Here is a 19,361-nt window from a genome sequence, read left to right as displayed (position 1 = left end):
AAGAGTGGAATGAAGCCATCAACCCACCCACTACAGACTTAGTTACTGCGAAATATAATTCGTATAACAACTATACCAAGCTTGGTAGTCCGCAAAATCGATTTGTTGATTATTATCGAAATCAGCTAATTCTATGTAATTCGTATCGTCGCTGGTAGAGCGAAGTGCCGACATAAAGCGCATTCTATCAAGATTATCAACGTCCCTATCGCCATCCAAATCTCCACAAACTAGAGGCTCTGGAATATCACAAGCATCTCCTTGCCCATCTTGGTCGGAATCAAGTTGATTCAGGTTAGCTGTATCAGGACAATTGTCGTCTTCATCTGCTACACCATCGTTGTCCCTGTCTGCGGAAACTTGAACTTCTATCGTATATGTTTCTTCATCAGACGTCAGATAGGTTATTTGCCAAGTAAGTGCCTTACATACTGAGGCTGAAGTATCTGCGGTAAAGTGCGCTTTATCTATACTATGAGTACTTCCCATTGGAACCACAGTACCTATCACTTCAGGGTCTGTATCATCCGAACGACCAAAACGAACATTCCCATCAATAACATTGATTCCTTCGGGAGCATTTATTATTCGAGCGCTAGCGTTATGCGCAAATGCCGTTCCCTTATTATAAAGTACTACCGTCCATTCATCAGAATCTTCATCATCTCTAAAGCACTGCACCACACCTAGATCAGGCACGGAAGGAAAATCAGGGTCTTCAATCGCATGCTCTACCCAATTCGTATCCGTCCGTATCTGTTCTGCATTTATCGCTTCACATCGAGCTCTATCGCATGGTCCATGAGAACAACAACAAGCTGGCGCTGGTATTGGATTGTCATGTAAATCTCTTAAATTGCACGATTGTGGCGGTGGGGGATTAGGAATATTATTGGGATCTGTGGGAAAATTATCGATATCCTCCCCATTAAAGCAAGTCACTGTATTACCATTGATTATGCATCTATCAGGTGGTGTTGGATTATTAATAAACACCGGAGGCGCACAAGCAGGCGATGAAGAACAACCACTATCCGCACAGTCTGTTCGACCGTCACAATCATCATCTATGCCATTGTTGCATATTTCAGGCTCACTTTGCCTTGAAGTGTTATCAAAGCGCGTTGTGGAAAGCATTGTATTGTTTAACAAATTACTATCGATAGCGCCAGAAGTCACTGTGCCTATGGTCAATAGCCTAGAATTACAACGAAAAAACCCCGTATATTCATCGCCGGTGCCTGAAGCGTAAAAGGGAGGGAACTCTACCGTGGCTGTGGTTCTTGTGGTGGAGCCATTGTTAACATCTCCGATTTCAAATTCTACTATAGCATCATTACCGTTATTAACTGGTGTTGTCGGGCTGGTTGCAATAATCTCCATGTGCGTGGGGGGAATCACATAAAGTCTGGCATCGGGCGCATTATCAGGACCAAAATTCACCGCGTCAAAAGGAACATCTGTTGGATTATTATCTTGGCTTGCTTCTGAAGGCAGTAATTGAACTATAGCCAAATCTGCAGATTCAGTTGGCGGAGGGTTGATGGCATTAGTATCGAAATACATGTCCCTGAATGAGCCAAATGCACAAGTACTGTAAAGCTCCGCGGATGTAATGTCTCCAATATCTGTGGCACCTAAAAATCAATTAAAGGCACCAAACTCTAAAGTATGGTCTTCAGTCCCCAAGGTACCGACAAAGCGGGCCCTGCCACTGCACTCACCACTGGTAAAAATGAAACCAACGCTTTGAACGCCAGGAGAAAAGCTCACAATAATAGGGTCTGGGTTCCAAGCGACAATAGTATTCTGACCTAAGGTTCCTATTGGACTGGTATTGTTGAAGTCAAAGGTAGTAGCGCCTACGCTAAACTGCAATTGGCTCTGCCCTGCACCAAACCCGTATTCAGGTAAAAATTGTAGTTGGGTAGCATTGTCGAAAGCTTCATCGCTTTGCACTAACACCAATCTAGCCTGAGCTAATTGCGTATTGAAGATTAAGAGTATGGTAAAAAATAATATTTTTTGAATAACGAATTCGGCTTCTCGGCCCTTGTAGTTAGCAAAAAATTTCCTCATTCCTTGGTTCCTCCTTGAATGATAGTTGGCTTGGTCACGAAAATATCTCGAAGCACGAGATTCCTAGCCTCTACCATAAAAGAATAAGCAGTCTAATAGTCTATGGAAAACCTATGGGAAACCTATGGGGTAAAGTTTTGGAATGTTAAATAGATTAATCGGCTTATTTAATACCTAAGGATGTAAGGACCTCTAAACAAGAGGTCCTTTGGGGATAATTTTATTTGGATTTAACGCCTTGATGGAATAGTAGCCTGTCTTTATATGATCCAAGTTAACGGTTTCCGCTATTCCTTGTAGTTGCCAAATGCGGTTCATATAGGGATACATGAATGACATCTGCTGAATCAAATTTCGATTACATTTAAAAAGTCCATAGTAGGCGGCATCAAATCGAACTAGCGTTACAAACAATCGAATATCGGTTTCTGTTAACTTGTCTCCGAACAAAAACTGGCGACCGTCTGACAATTGGTTTTCTAATTTATCTAAAGTACTAAATACATTCTTATAGGCTTCTTCATAGGCTTGCTGGCTAGAAGCGAAACCAGCCTGATATACACCATTGTTTAGCTTGGAATAAATTTCAGCATTCAGTTCGTCTATTTCTGCTGCCAATTCAGACGGATATAAGTTTGGTCCCGCATCGGTTAAGTTCGAAAATGCACTGTTTAACATTCGTAGAATGTCTGCTGACTCATTATTCACTATGGTATTGCGCTTCTTGTCCCATAACACAGGAACAGTTGCTCTACCTGTAAAAACAGGATCTACCTTAGTGTAAATTTGATGCATGTAAGTGGCTTGATTTAAAGGATCATCTGTAGATTCAGGGTATTCACCAAATTTCCAGCCTTGGTCACTCATGCGAGGATCAACAACTGAAACTGAGATATAGTCTTCCAAGTGTTTAAGCGCTCTCACAGCTAATGCTCTAGATGCCCATGGACAAATATAGGCTACATACAGGTGATATCGCCCTGCTTCAGCCTTGAACCCGCCTTCACCAGTCGGACCTGCTTCGCCATCTGGGGTTATCCAATTGCGAAATGACGATACCTGACGAATGAATCTGCCGTCTTTATCTTTCTTTTGCACGGGTTGCCAATCTGCATCCCATTTTCCGTTCACTAACATAATAATTGCTCCAACTTAGTTGCGCTTAGTAGGCTAGATTGCCTTTTAAGATGTTAGAGAAATTCTACTATTATTATTTTTGGCTATTAAGAAGGCTATAATTGCTTAACTATCAATGAAATGTTGATAATAAAATTTATTTTAAAGATAGTCATTGCGGAAAAAGAAAGCCAAACCTAGTAAAAGATTGTCATTTAAGGTACAACAAAAAAAAGCATCAAGGAAAGGATGGATAGTAAAGTGAGCACTTATCTTAAATACGCGTTTCTGCTATTCCTCTCTAGTTACTTTGTAATATCAGAACCTGTGGCAGCGAGTGAGCAAAAATATGCCCACTTTAAATCCTGCGAGCTCATTGCTGGTCAAGTTATTTCTCCATGCAATATAGGTTATCGAACCTTCGGGGCCCTTAATAAAGCAAAATCTAACGCCATTCTAGTACCAACATGGTACGGCGGTACCTCTGAAGGACATGCTTATTTAGCTGACGCTGAATATATAGATCCAAAAAAATTTTTCATCATTATAATAGATGCCTTGGGCAACCATATTTCCTCATCACCTTCCAACAGTGCAACCCAATCAAACGAAAAATTTCCCCAATTTACTATGGCAGATTTGGTTAGTATCCAACATCGTCTTCTTGTAGAAGTTTTACAGATAGAGCAGCTATATGCTGTCGTTGGGCTTTCTATGGGAGGAATGCAAGCTTTTCAATTTGCAGTTCAATACCCTGAAGTTTCTTCAAAATATGCTATAGCCATTGCTTCGCCTCGATTAGCCACATTTGATATTGCGCATTGGACCACCCGAAACAAGCTGTTAAAACAATTTTTAGAATGCCAATGCAATGCCCCTTTAGAAGTGCTTGCGGGTATACAACTTTTAGGTGCTGTGCCTGAGAAACTAAGCCTTGATATTCCAAGAGAAATCATTGCTACTAGAATTAATGAAAATGCCCAGCGAATTAATATGACCACGGGAAAAGCCTGGAATCAAATAAGACAAACCCAAGCTATGCTCACCCATAACATTGCAATGGATTTTAATAATGATATGTCATTAGCTGCGAGCAAGGTAAAAGGTGAGTTTTTGATTATTGTAGGTGCCGATGATCGAGTTGTGACACCTCAGCCGGCTAGAGAGTTTGCTGATTTGATTGATGCTAATTTTATCGAATTAGATAAAGACTGTGGGCATGCTGACCCATGGTGCGACGCCTCGACTTTTAGTAATGCTTTGACAACTTTTTTGGACAAGAAAACTAAATAGATAGTTGAGGAAGCCTGTTAAGCTTCCTCGTAAGATTTTAACGTTATTTTTTACGTTGCTTTTGGGCTAAACCACCTATCAGCAGCATGCTAGATAACATCAAAAAAGTCGTGGGCGCAGATACGTTGGCGGTTTCTACAGCTGTTAGTTGAATATTACCTAAATTTATTTCGCCAACATATTGGAAACCTGGAGTGGTAGGGTCTTCCCACAAATATCTCAATGTACCTGTAGGTGAATTACGCTCGTTATTTGGATCATGTAAGTCATTAAAAAAGGCAAGCGCAGAAGTATCAGACATCGAAAAGGTGTTTTCATCTGCTTGACCTACAAAATACGAACTTAACATTGATAGATTGCGGTTTAGGCCTAAAAACGAATCTTCTTGGCTAAAAAAAGAAATTCTGTCATGAGTATTGTATCCGGGATCTTCAGCGATACCATTTAAAACCGTCATTTGCACACCTTGAGTTTGACTCCAACTTTGAGTGCCTAACCAAAAGGTCAAACTTTCCAGTGTATATTGGGCATATTCAGCAACGATAGCGCCATTACTTGAAGTATACGAATTAGGTGAATTTTGATCATCGACTGTTAGTGCAAACTTAATACTTGCCGGCGACGTCACAGGTCTCGAAGGATCTATAGGTTCAGCGCCAAACCAATTTCGAACCACATATCCTTCTGTTGTTGAATTACCCGCATAACCAAAGCTTGCATATCCTTCAAAGTTATAAGTCACTAACGCTGATTTAGCGGTATAAGAAGTGAATAATATCCCCGTTAGGAAAAGTACTGATAAAAATTTCATTGTAAAACTAAATAAAAAACGACTGTGGGATTAGCTCAGCAAGTTTTATTCCAGAATAATAAAATCAAAGAGTTAGCAAAATACTTGAACTCAAATGTAAAGTAATCCGACGATGCTTTGGTGTTGAATTCACTTGTATCAAGGTTTTATTTTATTACACTTTTTAAAAAGATTATTGCTCCCCTGCAAAAAAGCAATCTATTTTTCCTCTAGGTGAAAAAGCATTCAAATAGCGTTTGAATAGCCAGAGGCTATGGGTAGAATATAAATTTTTTCGAACTATACTAAAGTAACGATAAAATAAATGCTCATAGGTAAATCACAATGAAACCTTTTTTGCTAAAGATTGCGGTATTATTTCTTTTTACTTTGGCTTTTCCAACTAAAGCGTCGTTGCTTACCATCAACGGATTTACCTTAAATACTGATACGCAAATCGTAAGCGGAAATTCATTAGAATGGTTAAGATGGCCCGAGACTGCAAATATGAGTATTCAACAAGCATTAAACATTTACCAGCCTGAAGGGTGGCGATTAGCTTATAACCAAGAAGTTGTTGATCTAATGAACGTTTTTTTCGCTGCTGAAGATTGGTCGCCAGCGTTAGATGAAAATACTTCTGTAGGTGCAACCCTTGACCACACTGCAGGCGGCGTCAATTTATGGCGTGATTTCACCAATATTATGGGAGTTGTATTTTCTCCAGGACCTGCTTTTTCGAATATGCTCTTTGGCGAAGACGCTGATAGCGATGGTTTCTATCGTAGCTTGGGGTCTTTTTATTCCGACTATGACCCTGTAGTGGTGATAGGTGATGATCATCCAACTTTCACAAATGACTTTTCAGATATGGAATTTGGTGTACTTTTGGTCAGAGAACCGGCTAATACAGTTCCTATCTCCTCTACAGTGACACTACTGTTGCTGCCAATAGCAGTTTTATTACTACGAAACCGAAAGACGGATTTTTTATTATGATCAAAAAATTTAAAGACCTTTAAAGGTCGAATAAATTAAGCGCTTAGGAAGGTTTAATTTAACTGAGGTAGTAAATACATAGATCTTATTTAATTGTTCAAAGTTTATACTGCACTGTTTATATAAAGGGAGAGTAACTCGAGGACAATCTATGAAAACTGCTAACGGATCAGCCATTTTATACCTTATTACTTTCATTTTAATGGGTTGTCACGGGCACCCTCCCGAAAGAACCGCCGTGGAAGGAAATTTAGTTTCAAACAATGGTGATACTCTACAACCTCCATTGTTAGTGGCCCATGGTGATGGAGATTTCTCTGAAAACGCGCAGCTGAGATTAAGCATCAGCGAAGATAATAAATTTATCCCTAGTTTAGATTCGGTAACATTATAAACTATAGAGCGCAGTGGACTTAATCACTTTGCCGAAGATTTTGTCATGCAGTCCTTATCCCACCTTAAAGATAACAACTGGAATGAAACTACCGCTGTACCCAATTGGATTCGCTCAAGAATTGGAGATTTAGCGATTTTACGCATACGCCAAGACGATATTGAATTTGAAAGCAATTCTTATAGCGCTTTCTCTTCATCTAATAACTCTCGTGTTTCAGGAATTACCTACTTAGTACGAGTTGAAGATAACGACCGGAAATTACCTTTGAGAATTCACCCTGAAGATGACCTATGTCAACCAATGTCCCTTGATTTGACCTTAGTTGTGCTGCCTGACTATTGCGAAACGGATTGCACGGATTTTGAAACACTCGCAGCCATGATGTTTACGCAAATAGCGCAACAAATGGCAGAAGGCTTAATGAACGCATCTTCAGATTTAAACTTAGCTTTGTTTGATCAACACTTTAATGTAGTACCAGCTCTTCAAGCAACAAGAACAAAATTCCGGGCTTTGCCTTTATTTACGGTGTTGAAATTTCAGGGAATTTTAACGGCATTGAGGTATTTGAAGCGACCATTTATGCGCCAATATCCTTTCAATTTGACCTCGACAATAGTATCTCTTATTCATTATATGTAGATCCAGCCTCTTTTGATAATCCTCAGAATCCTCAACGAGTCACCGTTGTAGCTAAGGAGCTAGTGAGTCAAATTGCCGCTGATGCGCTGGTTGCAGGAGTGTCAGGACAACTAGAAACTCTTGATTTGGGTGAGGTTCAGATTGGAGATGATTTATATGCTACCGAAGTAGCTTCAGAATCAATAATCCAATTTTCTTTGCCTGCTTTGGGACAAATGTATATTCCGGTTAACTATCAAATAATTGCCCTGCCAACAAAACGTACCACCCCAGGATTACCTATTACCAATAAAGTGTTTTCATTACCGCCAATTTCAGTTAGCGAACGCATGGTAAGTGGTTGGCAAGATGACGGTATCGCGAATGTAGAAGGGAACCAAATTGTCAGCATTGAGGGGGATAGCGTAGTAATTCAACGATTTTTAGATGTTAATGGCAAAGCAGAAAGGATTATTAAAATTCCAGCACCTCAAATAATTAATGAATTTGAATTGGTATTTTTGGAGTAGAATAGGCACATACATATAAAGTTGCTTAGGATAAATAATGTCTATAGCCTGCGCGCTGCATATTTTAGTAAAAACCGAGAACGAAGCTCAATCTATTCTAAATCAAATTAAAAAGGGGAAGGATTTTGGCTCTCTTGCCAAAAAACACTCCATTTGTCCGTCTGGGAAAAAAGGCGGTGATCTAGGTGAATTTCGACGCGGTCAAATGGTGAAGGCATTTGATGATATAGTCTTCAAAAAAGATATTTTGGTAGTGCATGGTCCGGTTAAAACCCGCTTCGGATATCACTTAATTAAGACTTTATATCGAAATTAGTTTCAACAAATTTCAACTTCATTTTCCTTGGGGTTAGAATGCCCAACGCTTAAGGCTCGAAATAAATTGCAACGAATGTTGTAAGCCCCAAAATCAGCTGAATTAACTAACCTACCAAGGATACCATTGCATTAAGCCCTTGCTCTAATCCAAACGCTTCCAAAATAAATTCAACTGATAGTGCAGCTAATATCATGCCCATTAATCGCGTCAATAAAGATGCTCCGCCCAAACCAATCATCCTTATTATGCGGCCAGAAAGTAACATCAATACCAAGGTAATTAAGAGTACAATAAGCATGGTAGCAGTAGTAACCATTTGCTCTTCAATAGAATAAAGATTGTTATCAGTGATTAAAATCACCGCAAGAATAGCACCGGGTGAGGCCGTGGCTGGTATTGCCAAAGGAAAAACGGAAATATCGTGTCTTGGCTCTGTAGTTTCGTCCATATTATTGTGGGTAAAGATCATTTGTAACCCGAATAGGAAAAGTATGATGCCACCCGCTACCTGAAACGACAATAAACTGATGCCCATTGATGTTAACAATATTTGGCCAAGTACAATGGAGCCAATCAAAATCAATGAAGCATACAAGATAGTTTTATAAGCGGTCTTTCGACGCTCTTTCGCTGGAAGCGTTGCCGTCAACCCGGCAAACAAAGCCATAGTGCCAATAGGATCTATAGTAGCCCAAATTATTAAAAAATCGTGCAAAACGTTATCAAACATCAATTATCTACAATATAGTGAAATGCTAAGGTAAGTTACTGAGACCGTAAAACTATTAGTTGAGTTCTTGAAGCAATTAAGTACGTAGATGAGGGCAAATTTGGACAAATTCAAGTTTTATTTGTCAGCCAAAACAATAAAAAATTAGGCTCCAACGACTCTATTGATAATTATTTGAGCACAAATTAAGGGATTTGTTTGCGCAATAAAATGCCCACCTTCAATATTAATTACATTTGTTTTAGGTAGAAATTTGGTCAATTGCTTAACAGCCGATGCTTCTACTAGTCGATCATTTGTAGGGCGCAGGTAAGTAGTTACAACTTCTAGCTTTTCTTCTGGGGGAGATAAATTCGCCATGTTGCTAATACGTCGGTGAAAGGTCTTCGAAGGTACAGTTTGAATGACACTCGAAATCCAATTCTTTAGCTCTTGGTCACCGAAGCCGCTGAAGCCAATATAATCAAGAAGCGCTCTAGGCAAATACCTAGTATTAAAAGCATTCTTTGGTAGAAATTGACCAATTTTACAAAGAAATATAGGTGGCGTTATAAAACTGGCTATAAATATTATCTGTACTACCTGATTTCGCAGAATTCTAGCGAGTTCATAAGCAATTCTACCTGAATAGGATTCGGCTATAAGGGTAATTGGATGGTTGCCTAATTTAGTCACAATTTCATTTATCTGTTCAGAATATGAATTCCCCTCTAAACTATTTAACGGAATAACTTCAATATCTAAAGAATTTGGGAGTTGCTCTAGTAAGGGTTGGAATAAATCTCCCGTTCCGTCCATTCCTGGTAACAAAATAAGTTTCAATGACGAAAATCCACTAAGTAAAAACAATTATGTGAGACTGCAAGTCTTAGTGACTTGCAGTCGAAAGTTAACGTTTTAGTCAGTGCTTGGCATAGTAAAAGCAAACTCTGACAAACCTAGTTTATCTAGCACATCGTCTAAGTGTGCCATGGCCTCATCAGTTGGGCCAGGGTAATCCCCAGCAATGGGTACATTGCCTTGATAGCCTAATTCTTTAATGCCTGTTGGCGAACAAAAATAGGCCGCTAGTACAAAACTGCGAAAACGTGAAAATGCAGACGTTGGTGGTGCAAATGCCTCTGATACCTTCTCGTGCTGATAAGCAATATCGTCAATTATTTGCAGTCTTTGCACACTAGAGCAAGATATGAAATCTTTTTTGAACCGCATTTTTGCTTCGTCATCTAACCAAGCCAACAGTGTTAAAAAGGTTATTCGATCTCGCTGCTGAGCAGAATAAGGAGCACTTATCCATTCATTTACAACGTCCGGTACCTTGATTTTAGATGCCGCTGGATTACCATCTTTTCCTGGCAGAATAATGTCGGCCACCACAGCCACTTGTTGTAATTGCGATTGCGATAACGTTAGCGGCCAAGGTGATTCTGGCGGAATAACCATATTAGGATCTTTACCATAGCCCTTTGCACTTATTGGCGCTAAATCTAACTTCGGCCAATGCCCCGCCGTTAAGTTTGCATCCTTAGAGCTAACGACGTCTGAACAAGCTCCCAAACTTGGCAAAGCTGCGCTGGCCGCCAAAATACCTAACCATTTCAGGCTTTCTCGTCTAGTCATGCTTGGCGTGTATGACATTTCTTGTTGTTTAAAATTATCTTTATCAACAGTCATCTTAATAAACTCCCTGTTGAATTTGGCCAGCTAAATGATTGGCGTTTCGCATGGCTAAAGTCAAAATGGTAAGGGTACAATTTTTATGTGGATTTGAGGCAAAGACACCACCATCCATCACGAACAAGTTGTCGCAATCCCAGGTTTGCCCCCACTGATTACAAACCGAGTCTTTTGGTGATTTTCCCATGCGAGTAGCACCAACCTCATGAATGATTTGTCCACCTTTTAGAATTGCATCTTCTGGTGCAGGCAATTCACCAACCTCGGCGCCCATTGTAGTTAAAATTTCCTTGGCTGTTTTTAACCCATGAGCCACTTGATTAATTTCATGTTCAGACCACTTCCAATGGAATTTCGCCACTGGGATACCCCATTTATCTTTAACTTCCTCATCGATTTCCATATAGCAGTTATCGTTTGGTAGCATCTCGCCTCTTAGAGCAAAATAGACACCGGCGCCATAATTGGATTTTACTTCGTCTTTTAACTGATCACCGTAACCTTGGAAATTCCCTGATACATAAGCACCAGGTTCGCGAAAACCGCTACCAATTTCAAAATGGTATCCGCGAGGAAAATCTAATTCGCCCTTAGCTTGTTGCTCATGTCCCCACCAGGGTACAAATAAATGATTTGCTGTGTGACCATCTTCGTTATACCGAGGACGATTTTTCAATAAAGGGATAGTGGCACCTAATCCAGTACCTGTAGAGTCCATAATGTTACGCCCAACCTGTCCACTGGAATTAGCAACACCATTGGGGTGTTTGTCACTTTTAGAATTGAGCATTATGCGCGCACTTTCGCAGGCACTAGCCGCTAATATAACGATCTTTGCATTAACAGTATTTGATTTTGAGGTCTTTTTGTTAACATAAGTGACGCCTGTTACTTTACCATCAGCATCTGTGTTAACTTGGCTCACCATGGCATCGGTTACAACCTCTAACAATCCCGTAGCCTTAGCCATGGGGATCAGTGAGGTTGTGGTTTGAAATGCTGCGCCGATAGAGCAACCTCGACCACAACTAGTGGCATAAAAACATTTTTGTCTGTCATCTAGCGGCTGAGTTAATACCGCCCTATGCATTGGCGCTAATGCTATACCAAGCTTCTTTGCAGCTGCCGCTACCAATAGTTCGGGTACTCTAGGTTTAGGCGGTGGTTGTAAAACGCCAGGGGAAGATTTAGGCATATCGTCTAAATCCATATTTGCACCGCAAACCCCAATCAGAGATTCCGTCTTGTCATACCAAGGGGCAATATCATCATATTCAAACGGCCAATCCGCCCCCAAGCCGTCTCTTGATTTGCCTTTAAAATCATGTTCGCTAAACCTTAAGGAATAACGTCCCCAGTGATTGGTCCGCCCGCCTAACATGCGTGCTCGCCACCATAAAAATTCTGAACCTTCACCTGTGGTATATGGCTCATCAGGCACCGTCCAACCGCCATCCACAGTAGCGTCATAAAATCCGAAATCTTTGTCTACGTTACTTGTGCCCATTAACGGCGCTTGATAATTTGTATTGAACATAGGTGTTTCGGTTTTAGGATCATAATCTCTACCTGCTTCTAGCATTAATACAGGAATACCGGCTTTGGTCAGTTCATAGGCGGCCATAGCACCACCGGCGCCAGAACCTACGACAACTACCTGATGGACTTTATCAGACATAGTTACAACTCCTTATTTTTATTCTTCTGTTGTTTAGCTTGGTATACAAAACATCGTGATCAATCTAGAGATTTGATTTTAATGTTCTTAAACCAAACTTGATCGCCATGATCTTGCAAACCTATATGCCCTTGAGCATTTTTTCCAAAGCCTTCCCAGGTGGCGAACTTACTGGCCTTAACTAATTTATCCCAAGTAAGACTGCCGACCACGATATTAGTGGTCATGACATCGTTTTGCCAAACTTGCAGCAGATTATCCTCCAATCGAATACGTACAGAATTCCATTCGCCAGCAGGTTTAAATGAAGATTCATGCGGCGCTACCATATCGTAAAGGGAGCCAGAAAGATGATCTTCAAGTTTATTGTCACTGTGGCGTTCGTTATCTAAAATTTGAATTTCTGGCGCATGTGAAAAGATATACTTACCTTCTTCATCCGCCATTATGAGAATTCCACTGTTACCTGCTTTGGCAATTTTCCAGTCGATTTTGAAATCGAAATTCTTGTAGCTATTCTTGGTTATAATATCTCCACCATTAGGACCGCTGAGTTTCATCGCCCCATCTTCGATCACCCATAATGGATTTAAATCTGCTTGCTTAAAATTGCGCCATTGAGACATGTCTTTACCATCAAAAAGCAGCTGCCAGCCATCGGCCTTTTCCCTTGGTGTTAATTGATTATCAGACGCATAAATAAAACTAGAAAGAAGTATCAGGAAAAGAGAAAAAAATGGTTTAGTCATTTGAAGTCCTTCGGAAAATGCACAAGCCTATTGATTATATTTTTAGCTTGTTGAAAACATAGATTTGAACAATACAAGCCATGTCTAAGTTTGTCGATATCAATGAGGCGCTATTTGCGCTAAAAATGGTCCGACCTTTTGGTTATCGTTTTTATAAAAATATATGATTGGCATAAATTGTCGTAAATGTGGCTAACTGCCAATATTGAAATATATAAAATAGGCTGAAGTTAAATTGTTAAGGACTTCAACCATGAAACATTTATTAGAAACTATTTGGTATTATTTAATTCTATTTTTACTCGTAGTTTCATCCACATTCGCTTCCGCTGACGCAAAATATAAAGTCGCTATACTCATGTTCGATGATGTTCAGATTATAGATTTTGCTGGGCCTTATGAAGTTTTTGGGCAAGCTGGATTTGATGTTTTTACCGTTTCAACTGATGGTGAACCAATTAAAACCGTAATGGGTCTGGATGTCACACCTACCTTTAGCTTTGCAAATATGCCTCAAGTTGACGCGATATTAGTACCCGGAGGCAATGTGCATGATGTGATGCAAGATGCTTCTGTCAAAGAATGGTTAAAACAAATGCAGGCTTCAACTCAGTATCTTTTATCCGTTTGTACTGGTGCGTATATTTTGGCTGAAACAGGACTGCTAGATAATAAATCAGCAACCACCTTTCACCGAGCACTTAATGGATTTGAAAAAGATTATCCTAAAGTTAATCTGCAAAGAGAGAAACGCTTTGTCGATAACGGACAAATAATCACATCTGCAGGGCTATCCTCTGGTTTAGATGCTTCGTTACACTTGGTTAGCAAGGTGTTGGGTTTGGAAAAAGCGCGCACGTTAGCCATGCATTTAGAATACGATTGGGACCCGACTGGTGGTTTTGTAAGAGCACAAATGGCAGACATGTATTTTCCAGATAACAATATAAATTGGCCAGAAGATGTGGATTTTGAACGTGACTATTCTTTTGGCAATAAAAGTCATTGGCGCACTACTTATAAAGCAACAACATCGTCAACTACCGATACACAATTATTATCCTTTTATCAAATAGCCATGGAATCAGACAAAAATTGGAAGTTAGTCGATAATAAAAAACACAATAGTCTGCAATTTATTGGCGTTGACGGCGGTGAACGCAAAAATTGGGAGCATAGGGTTACAATAGATACCCTTAATGATGAGAATCATTATATGATTACATTAGAAATTCACTCTGATGAACATACAGGCATCTAGATGCTAACCAAAAAGATCGGTTTTTTACTTTTTAACGGACTCAACAGTCAAGACTTAGTTGGGCCATTGGAAGTGTTCTCAGCGGCAAAGGAAATCGCTAAAGCATCTTATGACTTTGTGTTTATCGGGGAGTCTCAAGAAAGCTATAAAAGCGAATCTGGTTTGGCGATATTTGCGGATGTGTCTCTTACTGATATTTCTGAACTAGACACCCTGATTATTCCAGGTGGATCTGGTGCTCGTAATAAACAAAATCACCTCAAGTTGTGTTCATGGATAAAAAAAATCAAGCCGCAAACAAGACGCATAGCCAGCATATGTACAGGTGCTTTTCTACTTGCTGAAACAGGGCTGTTAGATGGTAAAAAAGCCACAACCCATTGGGCATTTGTTGATGAACTGGCCAAAACCTACCCCAAGGTTAAGGTCTGTGAAAATGATCTCTATGTAGACAATGGTGATCTTGCCACGTCTGCTGGTATCACCTCAGGCATTGATTTAGCCTTACGCTTGGTAGAAAACGATTTAGGCTCTGAAATATCTACGCAAGTTGCCCGATATTTGGTTGTGCATTACAGAAGAGCGGGTGATCAGGCGCAGTTTTCTGAACCACTAAAATTTCAACAAAAAGCAGATACCGGATTTTCCTCATTAACGGGCTTTATTATGCAAAACCTTCAACGACAGCTTAGTGTTGGGGATTTAGCAAATCATTGTGCCATGAGTGAACGCAATTTTTATCGACAATTCACCCGCAAAATGGGGCAAGCGCCTGCAAAATACATTGAAACCTTGCGTCTAGATTATGCTCGCCAACTTTTAGTTGAAAAAAAATGGCCCCTTGAGCGGATTTCTCAGGCATGCGGTTACTTGAGTGCAGATGCGTTTAGACGTGCATTTCATCGACGATTTTCCATATCGCCTAGTGAATATCGTGGTAGATTTACCGCAAATGAAGGCAATGGATAATTAAACTCAAGTGGTTTATTCGCTAGAAATTTAAATATCGCAAAATGGTTAATCGTTCCAAAGAAAAAGAATCTAGCAACTTTCTATCCTAATTATTTCTTAAACAACTGCAACTTTCCCTCATCAATAAAAGTATATCTGTTTAACTGAGAACTATTTTATTAAAGGATTAGTTGCCTTATGTCGTTGTTTGGGAAGAAAAAAATTCGCATTAGCGAGCCGCAAACTATGCTAAATCTAGCGCAGTTTCAAACGCTCATAAGAAACGAAAGAGAGTATCATGCACTAGCAGCCGTGATTGGGTATCCCATAGCGGAAGAATCTCTTAAAGACATATTTTGGATGTATACCAATAAATACAAGTTGTCTGGACTAGTGCTAACGAGTAGGAATTGGGAGGAGGATAAGTTTGGCCTTTGTCAAATGCTTGTGCGACAAAGAACCAGAATATTGAGAACCGGTAAATATGTGGAAGGCATTTTTAGAAAAGCCTTTGTAAACCAACTCGCTACGGGTTTACGTACAACGGCTAATTCAATTCCTGAAGCACAGTACGGTGCGAACCCAAGAGATCTTGACGCAGTCAAAGGTGCAAAATGGATAGATAGTTGCTCAAATAGTAACGAAATGTCAGTCATGGAGATAGCTAATGTCATTATCGAAGCAAGACACTCTAATCGTTCGGTTTTTCAGTTAGAAACTCTTGAGTATCTTCACGACCGTCTCGTTCCTAAAGGCTCTATACATGACCGCAGACCGCTAAATGTTGAACAACCTTGGCCCAGTTCAGGCGCTGCAAAAATGATGCAAAGAAAAGTTGCCCATATGGTTCGTACCATAGGCGCACGTACCCATTTGTTATCTGATGACGATTGGGACAATTTTGCCTGTTATTTTCTTGGTGCTTTTACTCGCACTCATGGATTTGCAGATGGAAACGGTCGACCAAACCGCGCACTCTATGTATTAACCATGATTGAAGGTTTTAGACCATTTGTTGCCCCAACGCACGAGTTCGAACAACAAAGATTGATTCATTCTGCTGAATTTGTGTAATTTTACATGGGCAACCTTGGGGTTGCCTGTGTTGTGATGGAATAGATTAGCTCGTTAGTTTCTGCTTAAAATATTCTAGCGTTAAAGTTTGCGCTTGCTGATTAATCTCGACCTGCTCATTTTCTCTTAATTCCAAATAGATACTAATGACATTTTCATAGGCTGAAACCAAAGACTCGCGATTCACATTCGCGACTGTTGCCTTCAATTGCTGACTAAATTCTGGCAATCGCTTTTCAATCCATCTGACACCTGAAGGTGTAAGGCCGTGTTGCTTTAAAGCTAAAGGCGAAAGCACTATAAATCTTAAAAAAGATAAGAACTCTAATGCTTCGAAATATTCTCCTCGAGCTATTTTACCTGTGGCATAGTGCATCCATACCCAGAATCTATCTTCTATCCATTGAATATCAGGCTGAGGATAGTGATGGGTAGAATTGGTATAGATTTCAGTTAATACACCATTTCTTTCCCAAATAACTTGCGTATCATCTACGCGTGCTGCCGCGTCAGACAATGAAACAAACTTAAAATCCACGTGTATTAGGCCTGGAGTAAATAAACTGATTATCAGTCTAGGCTCTCCCACGTGCTCACCTGTGAAAGCGGCAATTTTACCTTCAATTGTGTCTAGAATATTTATCCTTTGTTGCATTACCTCGTCATAGTTATCAGGGTTTATTACGATAACCAAATCTAAATCACTATATTCGTCCATGGAATTTGAAGCAAAGGAACCACTACCGCCTATGGCTAAAATTCGTTGATCTTGAGAAAGGCTGTCGACTATCCGCTCGAGGATAAGGCGCTGTGCTACTGGAAGCGTGCTTGGATATTTCATATTTTACCTTTGAAATTTGAAGTTTGAACTGCAAAAGCAGTTAGTGCGGTAAAATTAGCGCAGCACCTTAGGATAATAAATTGATCTTGATAACTCAACGCTTTTGGCGATTGAATATTGTTAACTATATTTTTTAGCGGCTTTAGAGGGAGCTCAGGTTAAAAAACTTGTTGATATGATTGGCAAATTTATCCAAAAAAATCGAACAAAAACCCTTTTCCAAGTTCCGTAAATTAAAACCTTTGTAAGTAGAGAAAACTAAGAAAATCTAATCCTGGATTTTTTGTGTTAAACCCCCCGTTGGAATAGTGGACATAGCGAAGACCGATTTCCGCATTACTGTCTTCACCCAGTTTCATAGAAAGACCTATTCGATCTTCGAATTGGTAAGAACTACCAATGTCAGTACCGCCAAAACGTTCATCGTGCACATAAGCAACACCAATACCCACTTCAAGGTCTATTGGGTAATGATTCCGCCATTCTGCTATTCGTTTTACCAATACAGGTGAAAAAGACGCACCATAAGTTGCCTCATTGTTAGAGCTACCGTGAATATCAAAAACATTGGCACTAAGTTCATATTCAACATTTATTGGGCCAATCCAAGGCATATCTAATTCATGGTAAAAAGGTAATCTAATAGCCGCTCGAACACCATGTAGGTCCCCTGAACCCATCATGTATTCTATGGAAGCCGCGCCTAAATAATTACTGATTTCGGCACTTTGAGCTTGCTTTGACGGAAGGATAAAAACAACGCAAATGAAAATTACTGAAAAAACTCTATACAACATCACTACTCCGGAAATTTACAGGAAAATTTTAACGTTAGCTGATCAACTCCTTGATTGACGATCAGCATTTATTGATGGTATTCACCCAGCAAACATCGGACCACTTGTTTTTTACAATAAAAATCAATCGGTTAATTAGATTACGGGGCTTTTAGGATGCTAGACTATGAAATCTTTTCTCACTATTTGGAAATAAATCTATATAAATCAATGTTGAATGATGAAAAGTTCTATTGCTCTCCACTATTTTAAAAAGATTTGAAACAAACAGGACTGCCTTGTATTTGGATTGGCATAATTTTATATTTCTTACACTGAAATGGTCTTAATTAACTATTAACGAAACTGAATAAGATGCTCTCGATTAGAACTTGTTTTACCGCCGCTTGTTGCTTCATAGTTTGCTTGTTGACCTTTTCTGTCACAGCCGGATCGGAAACGCTATCGTTGGAATGCTTTGCAATTCCTAATTCTAACAACCAATTATGCGAGGCCAGAACACAAGGTTATGAGCCTATGTATGATGACCTTTTATTATTTGAAAAAACACAAGCTGGTAGGTTTCGTTTTCTCGTTAACGAAGAAAGCTCCATGGTCGGCCAGTCGTATTTATGGGGGTTTTCCCAAGGAGGAAAATACTTAGTCATCGAATCCACCGAAGAAGGGCATGCTGGATATCAAATCTACGAAGCTGAAGCTTTCATTGAATTTCCCCAAACAACCCACGCATCCTTTGTGGTTTATGATTATTATTTACCTAGTTTGATTGCTCTAGATGACGATGGAGCTGCCATTTTTGAAAGAATGCAGGATGGCGAAAAACATAACCACGCTGATTGTTTAACCAATATTGAGGATTATGAATACGAACCTGATTATCCGGTATGTTTGGTAAAGATTGATTTATTGGCATTAGACGCGAAGAACTAGCAATGTCAGCCATACATATTTCGTTAATACTGACCTATCAGGATGATGAACTTGCAAAATTAGTGTTTGAAGCCTTTAGCCAATGGCCAACTGCGAGTGTACGTAAGAAAAAACCAGACGCCAAACGTATGAAAGCCATAAAGTGCAGCATGGATTGGATAGGCTATGAAATACCTCATTTGTACAAACGCGTTTTCGAACAGGAAGTTTGTCTCTTAGAAAGTGCCCCAAGAAAACAACAAAATAATGTATTTTTACACTTTTATTGTGGGAAAAGAGCAGGATGGCAGTTCTGGGACGAGGTATTTGATGACCTCGGCACTTTACCCGTGACCATAAAAGGCTACTTCATGTATGACATGACTGGCCAAGAACAATTCCGAGAAGAAACCTACCCCAAACCGAATGGTAGAAAGTAAATAATGGAGCCGTAGTTCATTTAAATAATGGAGCCGTAGTTCATTATTTCTCAACTAAATTAAAAACCCTAGGATATTTTCCCGAAATAATGAACTACGGCTCCATTATT

At 39.7% G+C, this 19,361-nt stretch carries 22 protein-coding genes; 11 read left to right on the top strand and 11 right to left on the bottom strand.

What is annotated here, in order from left to right:
* Window positions 1–42: 42 nt before the first annotated feature.
* The 3 genes from ACNKW3_RS09750 to ACNKW3_RS09740 form a co-directional block, all read right to left on the bottom strand.
* Complete coding sequence (locus ACNKW3_RS09750) at window positions 43–1,566, bottom strand: hypothetical protein (protein WP_427399104.1); 1,524 nt, start codon at window positions 1,564–1,566, stop codon at window positions 43–45.
* 78 nt (window positions 1,567–1,644) lie between these two features.
* A complete protein-coding gene (locus ACNKW3_RS09745) occupies window positions 1,645–2,079 on the bottom strand; it encodes a hypothetical protein (RefSeq protein WP_427399103.1) in 435 nt (144 codons plus the stop codon).
* Window positions 2,080–2,271: 192 nt separating this feature from the next.
* Window positions 2,272–3,216: a glutathione S-transferase family protein gene (locus ACNKW3_RS09740; protein WP_427399102.1), complete on the bottom strand. Its 945-nt coding sequence runs from the start codon at window positions 3,214–3,216 to the stop codon at window positions 2,272–2,274.
* 240 nt (window positions 3,217–3,456) lie between these two features.
* Between ACNKW3_RS09740 and ACNKW3_RS09735 the strand changes: the two genes are divergently transcribed.
* Window positions 3,457–4,488 (top strand): alpha/beta fold hydrolase, encoded by a 1,032-nt coding sequence (locus ACNKW3_RS09735; RefSeq protein WP_427399101.1) that lies wholly within the window; start codon window positions 3,457–3,459, stop codon window positions 4,486–4,488.
* Window positions 4,489–4,531: 43 nt separating this feature from the next.
* Here ACNKW3_RS09735 and ACNKW3_RS09730 read toward each other — a convergent pair whose 3' ends face one another.
* A complete protein-coding gene (locus ACNKW3_RS09730; protein ID WP_427399100.1) occupies window positions 4,532–5,299 on the bottom strand; it encodes a hypothetical protein in 768 nt (255 codons plus the stop codon).
* A gap of 324 nt (window positions 5,300–5,623) precedes the next feature.
* Between ACNKW3_RS09730 and ACNKW3_RS09725 the strand changes: the two genes are divergently transcribed.
* The 5 genes from ACNKW3_RS09725 to ppiC all read left to right on the top strand — a co-directional run bounded on the left by ACNKW3_RS09725 (window position 5,624) and on the right by ppiC (window position 8,141).
* Window positions 5,624–6,277: a hypothetical protein gene (locus ACNKW3_RS09725; protein WP_427399099.1), complete on the top strand. Its 654-nt coding sequence runs from the start codon at window positions 5,624–5,626 to the stop codon at window positions 6,275–6,277.
* Window positions 6,278–6,428: 151 nt separating this feature from the next.
* A complete protein-coding gene (locus ACNKW3_RS09720; RefSeq protein ID WP_427399098.1) occupies window positions 6,429–6,671 on the top strand; it encodes a hypothetical protein in 243 nt (80 codons plus the stop codon).
* 45 nt (window positions 6,672–6,716) lie between these two features.
* Window positions 6,717–7,316: a hypothetical protein gene (locus ACNKW3_RS09715; protein ID WP_427399097.1), complete on the top strand. Its 600-nt coding sequence runs from the start codon at window positions 6,717–6,719 to the stop codon at window positions 7,314–7,316.
* Window positions 7,317–7,378: 62 nt separating this feature from the next.
* Entirely contained in the window at window positions 7,379–7,825 is a 447-nt protein-coding gene (locus tag ACNKW3_RS09710; protein ID WP_427399096.1) for a hypothetical protein, read from the top strand.
* Window positions 7,826–7,862: 37 nt separating this feature from the next.
* Window positions 7,863–8,141: a peptidylprolyl isomerase PpiC gene (gene ppiC, locus ACNKW3_RS09705; RefSeq protein ID WP_427399095.1), complete on the top strand. Its 279-nt coding sequence runs from the start codon at window positions 7,863–7,865 to the stop codon at window positions 8,139–8,141.
* A 106-nt stretch (window positions 8,142–8,247) separates the two neighbouring features.
* Here ppiC and ACNKW3_RS09700 read toward each other — a convergent pair whose 3' ends face one another.
* From ACNKW3_RS09700 to ACNKW3_RS09680, 5 genes are all read right to left on the bottom strand, one after another.
* Window positions 8,248–8,874: a MarC family protein gene (locus tag ACNKW3_RS09700; RefSeq protein ID WP_427399094.1), complete on the bottom strand. Its 627-nt coding sequence runs from the start codon at window positions 8,872–8,874 to the stop codon at window positions 8,248–8,250.
* 144 nt (window positions 8,875–9,018) lie between these two features.
* Entirely contained in the window at window positions 9,019–9,696 is a 678-nt protein-coding gene (locus tag ACNKW3_RS09695) for an alpha/beta fold hydrolase (protein WP_427399093.1), read from the bottom strand.
* Window positions 9,697–9,771: 75 nt separating this feature from the next.
* A complete protein-coding gene (locus tag ACNKW3_RS09690; RefSeq protein ID WP_427399092.1) occupies window positions 9,772–10,548 on the bottom strand; it encodes a gluconate 2-dehydrogenase subunit 3 family protein in 777 nt (258 codons plus the stop codon).
* Between the two features lies 1 nt (window position 10,549).
* The gene (locus tag ACNKW3_RS09685; RefSeq protein WP_427399091.1) at window positions 10,550–12,229 is read right to left on the bottom strand and encodes a GMC family oxidoreductase; all 1,680 of its coding nucleotides are present in this window, start codon (window positions 12,227–12,229) and stop codon (window positions 10,550–10,552) included.
* A 59-nt stretch (window positions 12,230–12,288) separates the two neighbouring features.
* Window positions 12,289–12,978 carry a 3-keto-disaccharide hydrolase gene (locus tag ACNKW3_RS09680; RefSeq protein ID WP_427399090.1) on the bottom strand — a complete coding sequence of 230 codons (690 nt, stop codon included), beginning with the start codon at window positions 12,976–12,978 and terminating at the stop codon, window positions 12,289–12,291.
* 253 nt (window positions 12,979–13,231) lie between these two features.
* Here ACNKW3_RS09680 and ACNKW3_RS09675 point away from each other — a divergent pair, with 253 nt between their 5' ends.
* The 3 genes from ACNKW3_RS09675 (at window position 13,232) to ACNKW3_RS09665 (ending at window position 16,264) form a co-directional block, all read left to right on the top strand.
* The gene (locus ACNKW3_RS09675; RefSeq protein WP_427399089.1) at window positions 13,232–14,239 is read left to right on the top strand and encodes a DJ-1/PfpI family protein; all 1,008 of its coding nucleotides are present in this window, start codon (window positions 13,232–13,234) and stop codon (window positions 14,237–14,239) included.
* Window positions 14,240–15,208 (top strand): GlxA family transcriptional regulator, encoded by a 969-nt coding sequence (locus tag ACNKW3_RS09670; RefSeq protein WP_427399088.1) that lies wholly within the window; start codon window positions 14,240–14,242, stop codon window positions 15,206–15,208.
* 180 nt (window positions 15,209–15,388) lie between these two features.
* A complete protein-coding gene (locus ACNKW3_RS09665) occupies window positions 15,389–16,264 on the top strand; it encodes a hypothetical protein (RefSeq protein ID WP_427399087.1) in 876 nt (291 codons plus the stop codon).
* 46 nt (window positions 16,265–16,310) lie between these two features.
* Here ACNKW3_RS09665 and ACNKW3_RS09660 read toward each other — a convergent pair whose 3' ends face one another.
* Together ACNKW3_RS09660 and ACNKW3_RS09655 are read right to left on the bottom strand one after the other, a co-directional pair.
* Complete coding sequence (locus tag ACNKW3_RS09660) at window positions 16,311–17,105, bottom strand: nucleotidyltransferase domain-containing protein (protein ID WP_427399086.1); 795 nt, start codon at window positions 17,103–17,105, stop codon at window positions 16,311–16,313.
* Window positions 17,106–17,338: 233 nt separating this feature from the next.
* Window positions 17,339–17,902 (bottom strand): acyloxyacyl hydrolase, encoded by a 564-nt coding sequence (locus tag ACNKW3_RS09655; protein WP_427399085.1) that lies wholly within the window; start codon window positions 17,900–17,902, stop codon window positions 17,339–17,341.
* Between the two features lie 516 nt (window positions 17,903–18,418).
* Between ACNKW3_RS09655 and ACNKW3_RS09650 the strand changes: the two genes are divergently transcribed.
* Together ACNKW3_RS09650 and ACNKW3_RS09645 are read left to right on the top strand one after the other, a co-directional pair.
* On the top strand, window positions 18,419–18,832 hold the full coding sequence (locus ACNKW3_RS09650; protein WP_427399084.1) for a hypothetical protein: 414 nt from the start codon (window positions 18,419–18,421) through the stop codon (window positions 18,830–18,832).
* Between the two features lie 2 nt (window positions 18,833–18,834).
* Window positions 18,835–19,251 carry a hypothetical protein gene (locus ACNKW3_RS09645; protein WP_427399083.1) on the top strand — a complete coding sequence of 139 codons (417 nt, stop codon included), beginning with the start codon at window positions 18,835–18,837 and terminating at the stop codon, window positions 19,249–19,251.
* Window positions 19,252–19,361: the final 110 nt, after the last annotated feature.

The organism is Glaciecola sp. 1036 (assembly GCF_050306235.1).
GTDB lineage: Bacteria > Pseudomonadota > Gammaproteobacteria > Enterobacterales > Alteromonadaceae > Glaciecola.
Note: the sequence above shows the minus strand (reverse complement) of the source record. Positions and strands in the feature narration are given on the sequence as shown.

Excerpts from the sequence above, each read along its gene's own strand:
- ACNKW3_RS09670 (WP_427399088.1), top strand. The coding sequence starts at position 14,240 with ATGCTAACCAAAAAGATCGGTTTTTTACTTTTTAACGGACTCAACAGT.
- ACNKW3_RS09725 (WP_427399099.1), top strand. The coding sequence starts at position 5,624 with ATGAAACCTTTTTTGCTAAAGATTGCGGTATTATTTCTTTTTACTTTG.
- ACNKW3_RS09730 (WP_427399100.1), bottom strand. The coding sequence starts at position 5,299 with ATGAAATTTTTATCAGTACTTTTCCTAACGGGGATATTATTCACTTCT.
- ACNKW3_RS09650 (WP_427399084.1), top strand. The coding sequence starts at position 18,419 with ATGTATGATGACCTTTTATTATTTGAAAAAACACAAGCTGGTAGGTTT.
- ACNKW3_RS09715 (WP_427399097.1), top strand. The coding sequence starts at position 6,717 with ATGCAGTCCTTATCCCACCTTAAAGATAACAACTGGAATGAAACTACC.
- ACNKW3_RS09700 (WP_427399094.1), bottom strand. The coding sequence starts at position 8,874 with ATGTTTGATAACGTTTTGCACGATTTTTTAATAATTTGGGCTACTATA.
- ACNKW3_RS09655 (WP_427399085.1), bottom strand. The coding sequence starts at position 17,902 with ATGTTGTATAGAGTTTTTTCAGTAATTTTCATTTGCGTTGTTTTTATC.
- ACNKW3_RS09740 (WP_427399102.1), bottom strand. The coding sequence starts at position 3,216 with ATGTTAGTGAACGGAAAATGGGATGCAGATTGGCAACCCGTGCAAAAG.
- ACNKW3_RS09750 (WP_427399104.1), bottom strand. The coding sequence starts at position 1,566 with ATGTATTTCGATACTAATGCCATCAACCCTCCGCCAACTGAATCTGCA.
- ACNKW3_RS09745 (WP_427399103.1), bottom strand. The coding sequence starts at position 2,079 with ATGAGGAAATTTTTTGCTAACTACAAGGGCCGAGAAGCCGAATTCGTT.
- ppiC (WP_427399095.1), top strand. The coding sequence starts at position 7,863 with ATGTCTATAGCCTGCGCGCTGCATATTTTAGTAAAAACCGAGAACGAA.
- ACNKW3_RS09645 (WP_427399083.1), top strand. The coding sequence starts at position 18,835 with ATGTCAGCCATACATATTTCGTTAATACTGACCTATCAGGATGATGAA.
- ACNKW3_RS09690 (WP_427399092.1), bottom strand. The coding sequence starts at position 10,548 with ATGACTGTTGATAAAGATAATTTTAAACAACAAGAAATGTCATACACG.
- ACNKW3_RS09680 (WP_427399090.1), bottom strand. The coding sequence starts at position 12,978 with ATGACTAAACCATTTTTTTCTCTTTTCCTGATACTTCTTTCTAGTTTT.
- ACNKW3_RS09665 (WP_427399087.1), top strand. The coding sequence starts at position 15,389 with ATGTCGTTGTTTGGGAAGAAAAAAATTCGCATTAGCGAGCCGCAAACT.
- ACNKW3_RS09675 (WP_427399089.1), top strand. The coding sequence starts at position 13,232 with ATGAAACATTTATTAGAAACTATTTGGTATTATTTAATTCTATTTTTA.
- ACNKW3_RS09660 (WP_427399086.1), bottom strand. The coding sequence starts at position 17,105 with ATGAAATATCCAAGCACGCTTCCAGTAGCACAGCGCCTTATCCTCGAG.
- ACNKW3_RS09685 (WP_427399091.1), bottom strand. The coding sequence starts at position 12,229 with ATGTCTGATAAAGTCCATCAGGTAGTTGTCGTAGGTTCTGGCGCCGGT.
- ACNKW3_RS09720 (WP_427399098.1), top strand. The coding sequence starts at position 6,429 with ATGAAAACTGCTAACGGATCAGCCATTTTATACCTTATTACTTTCATT.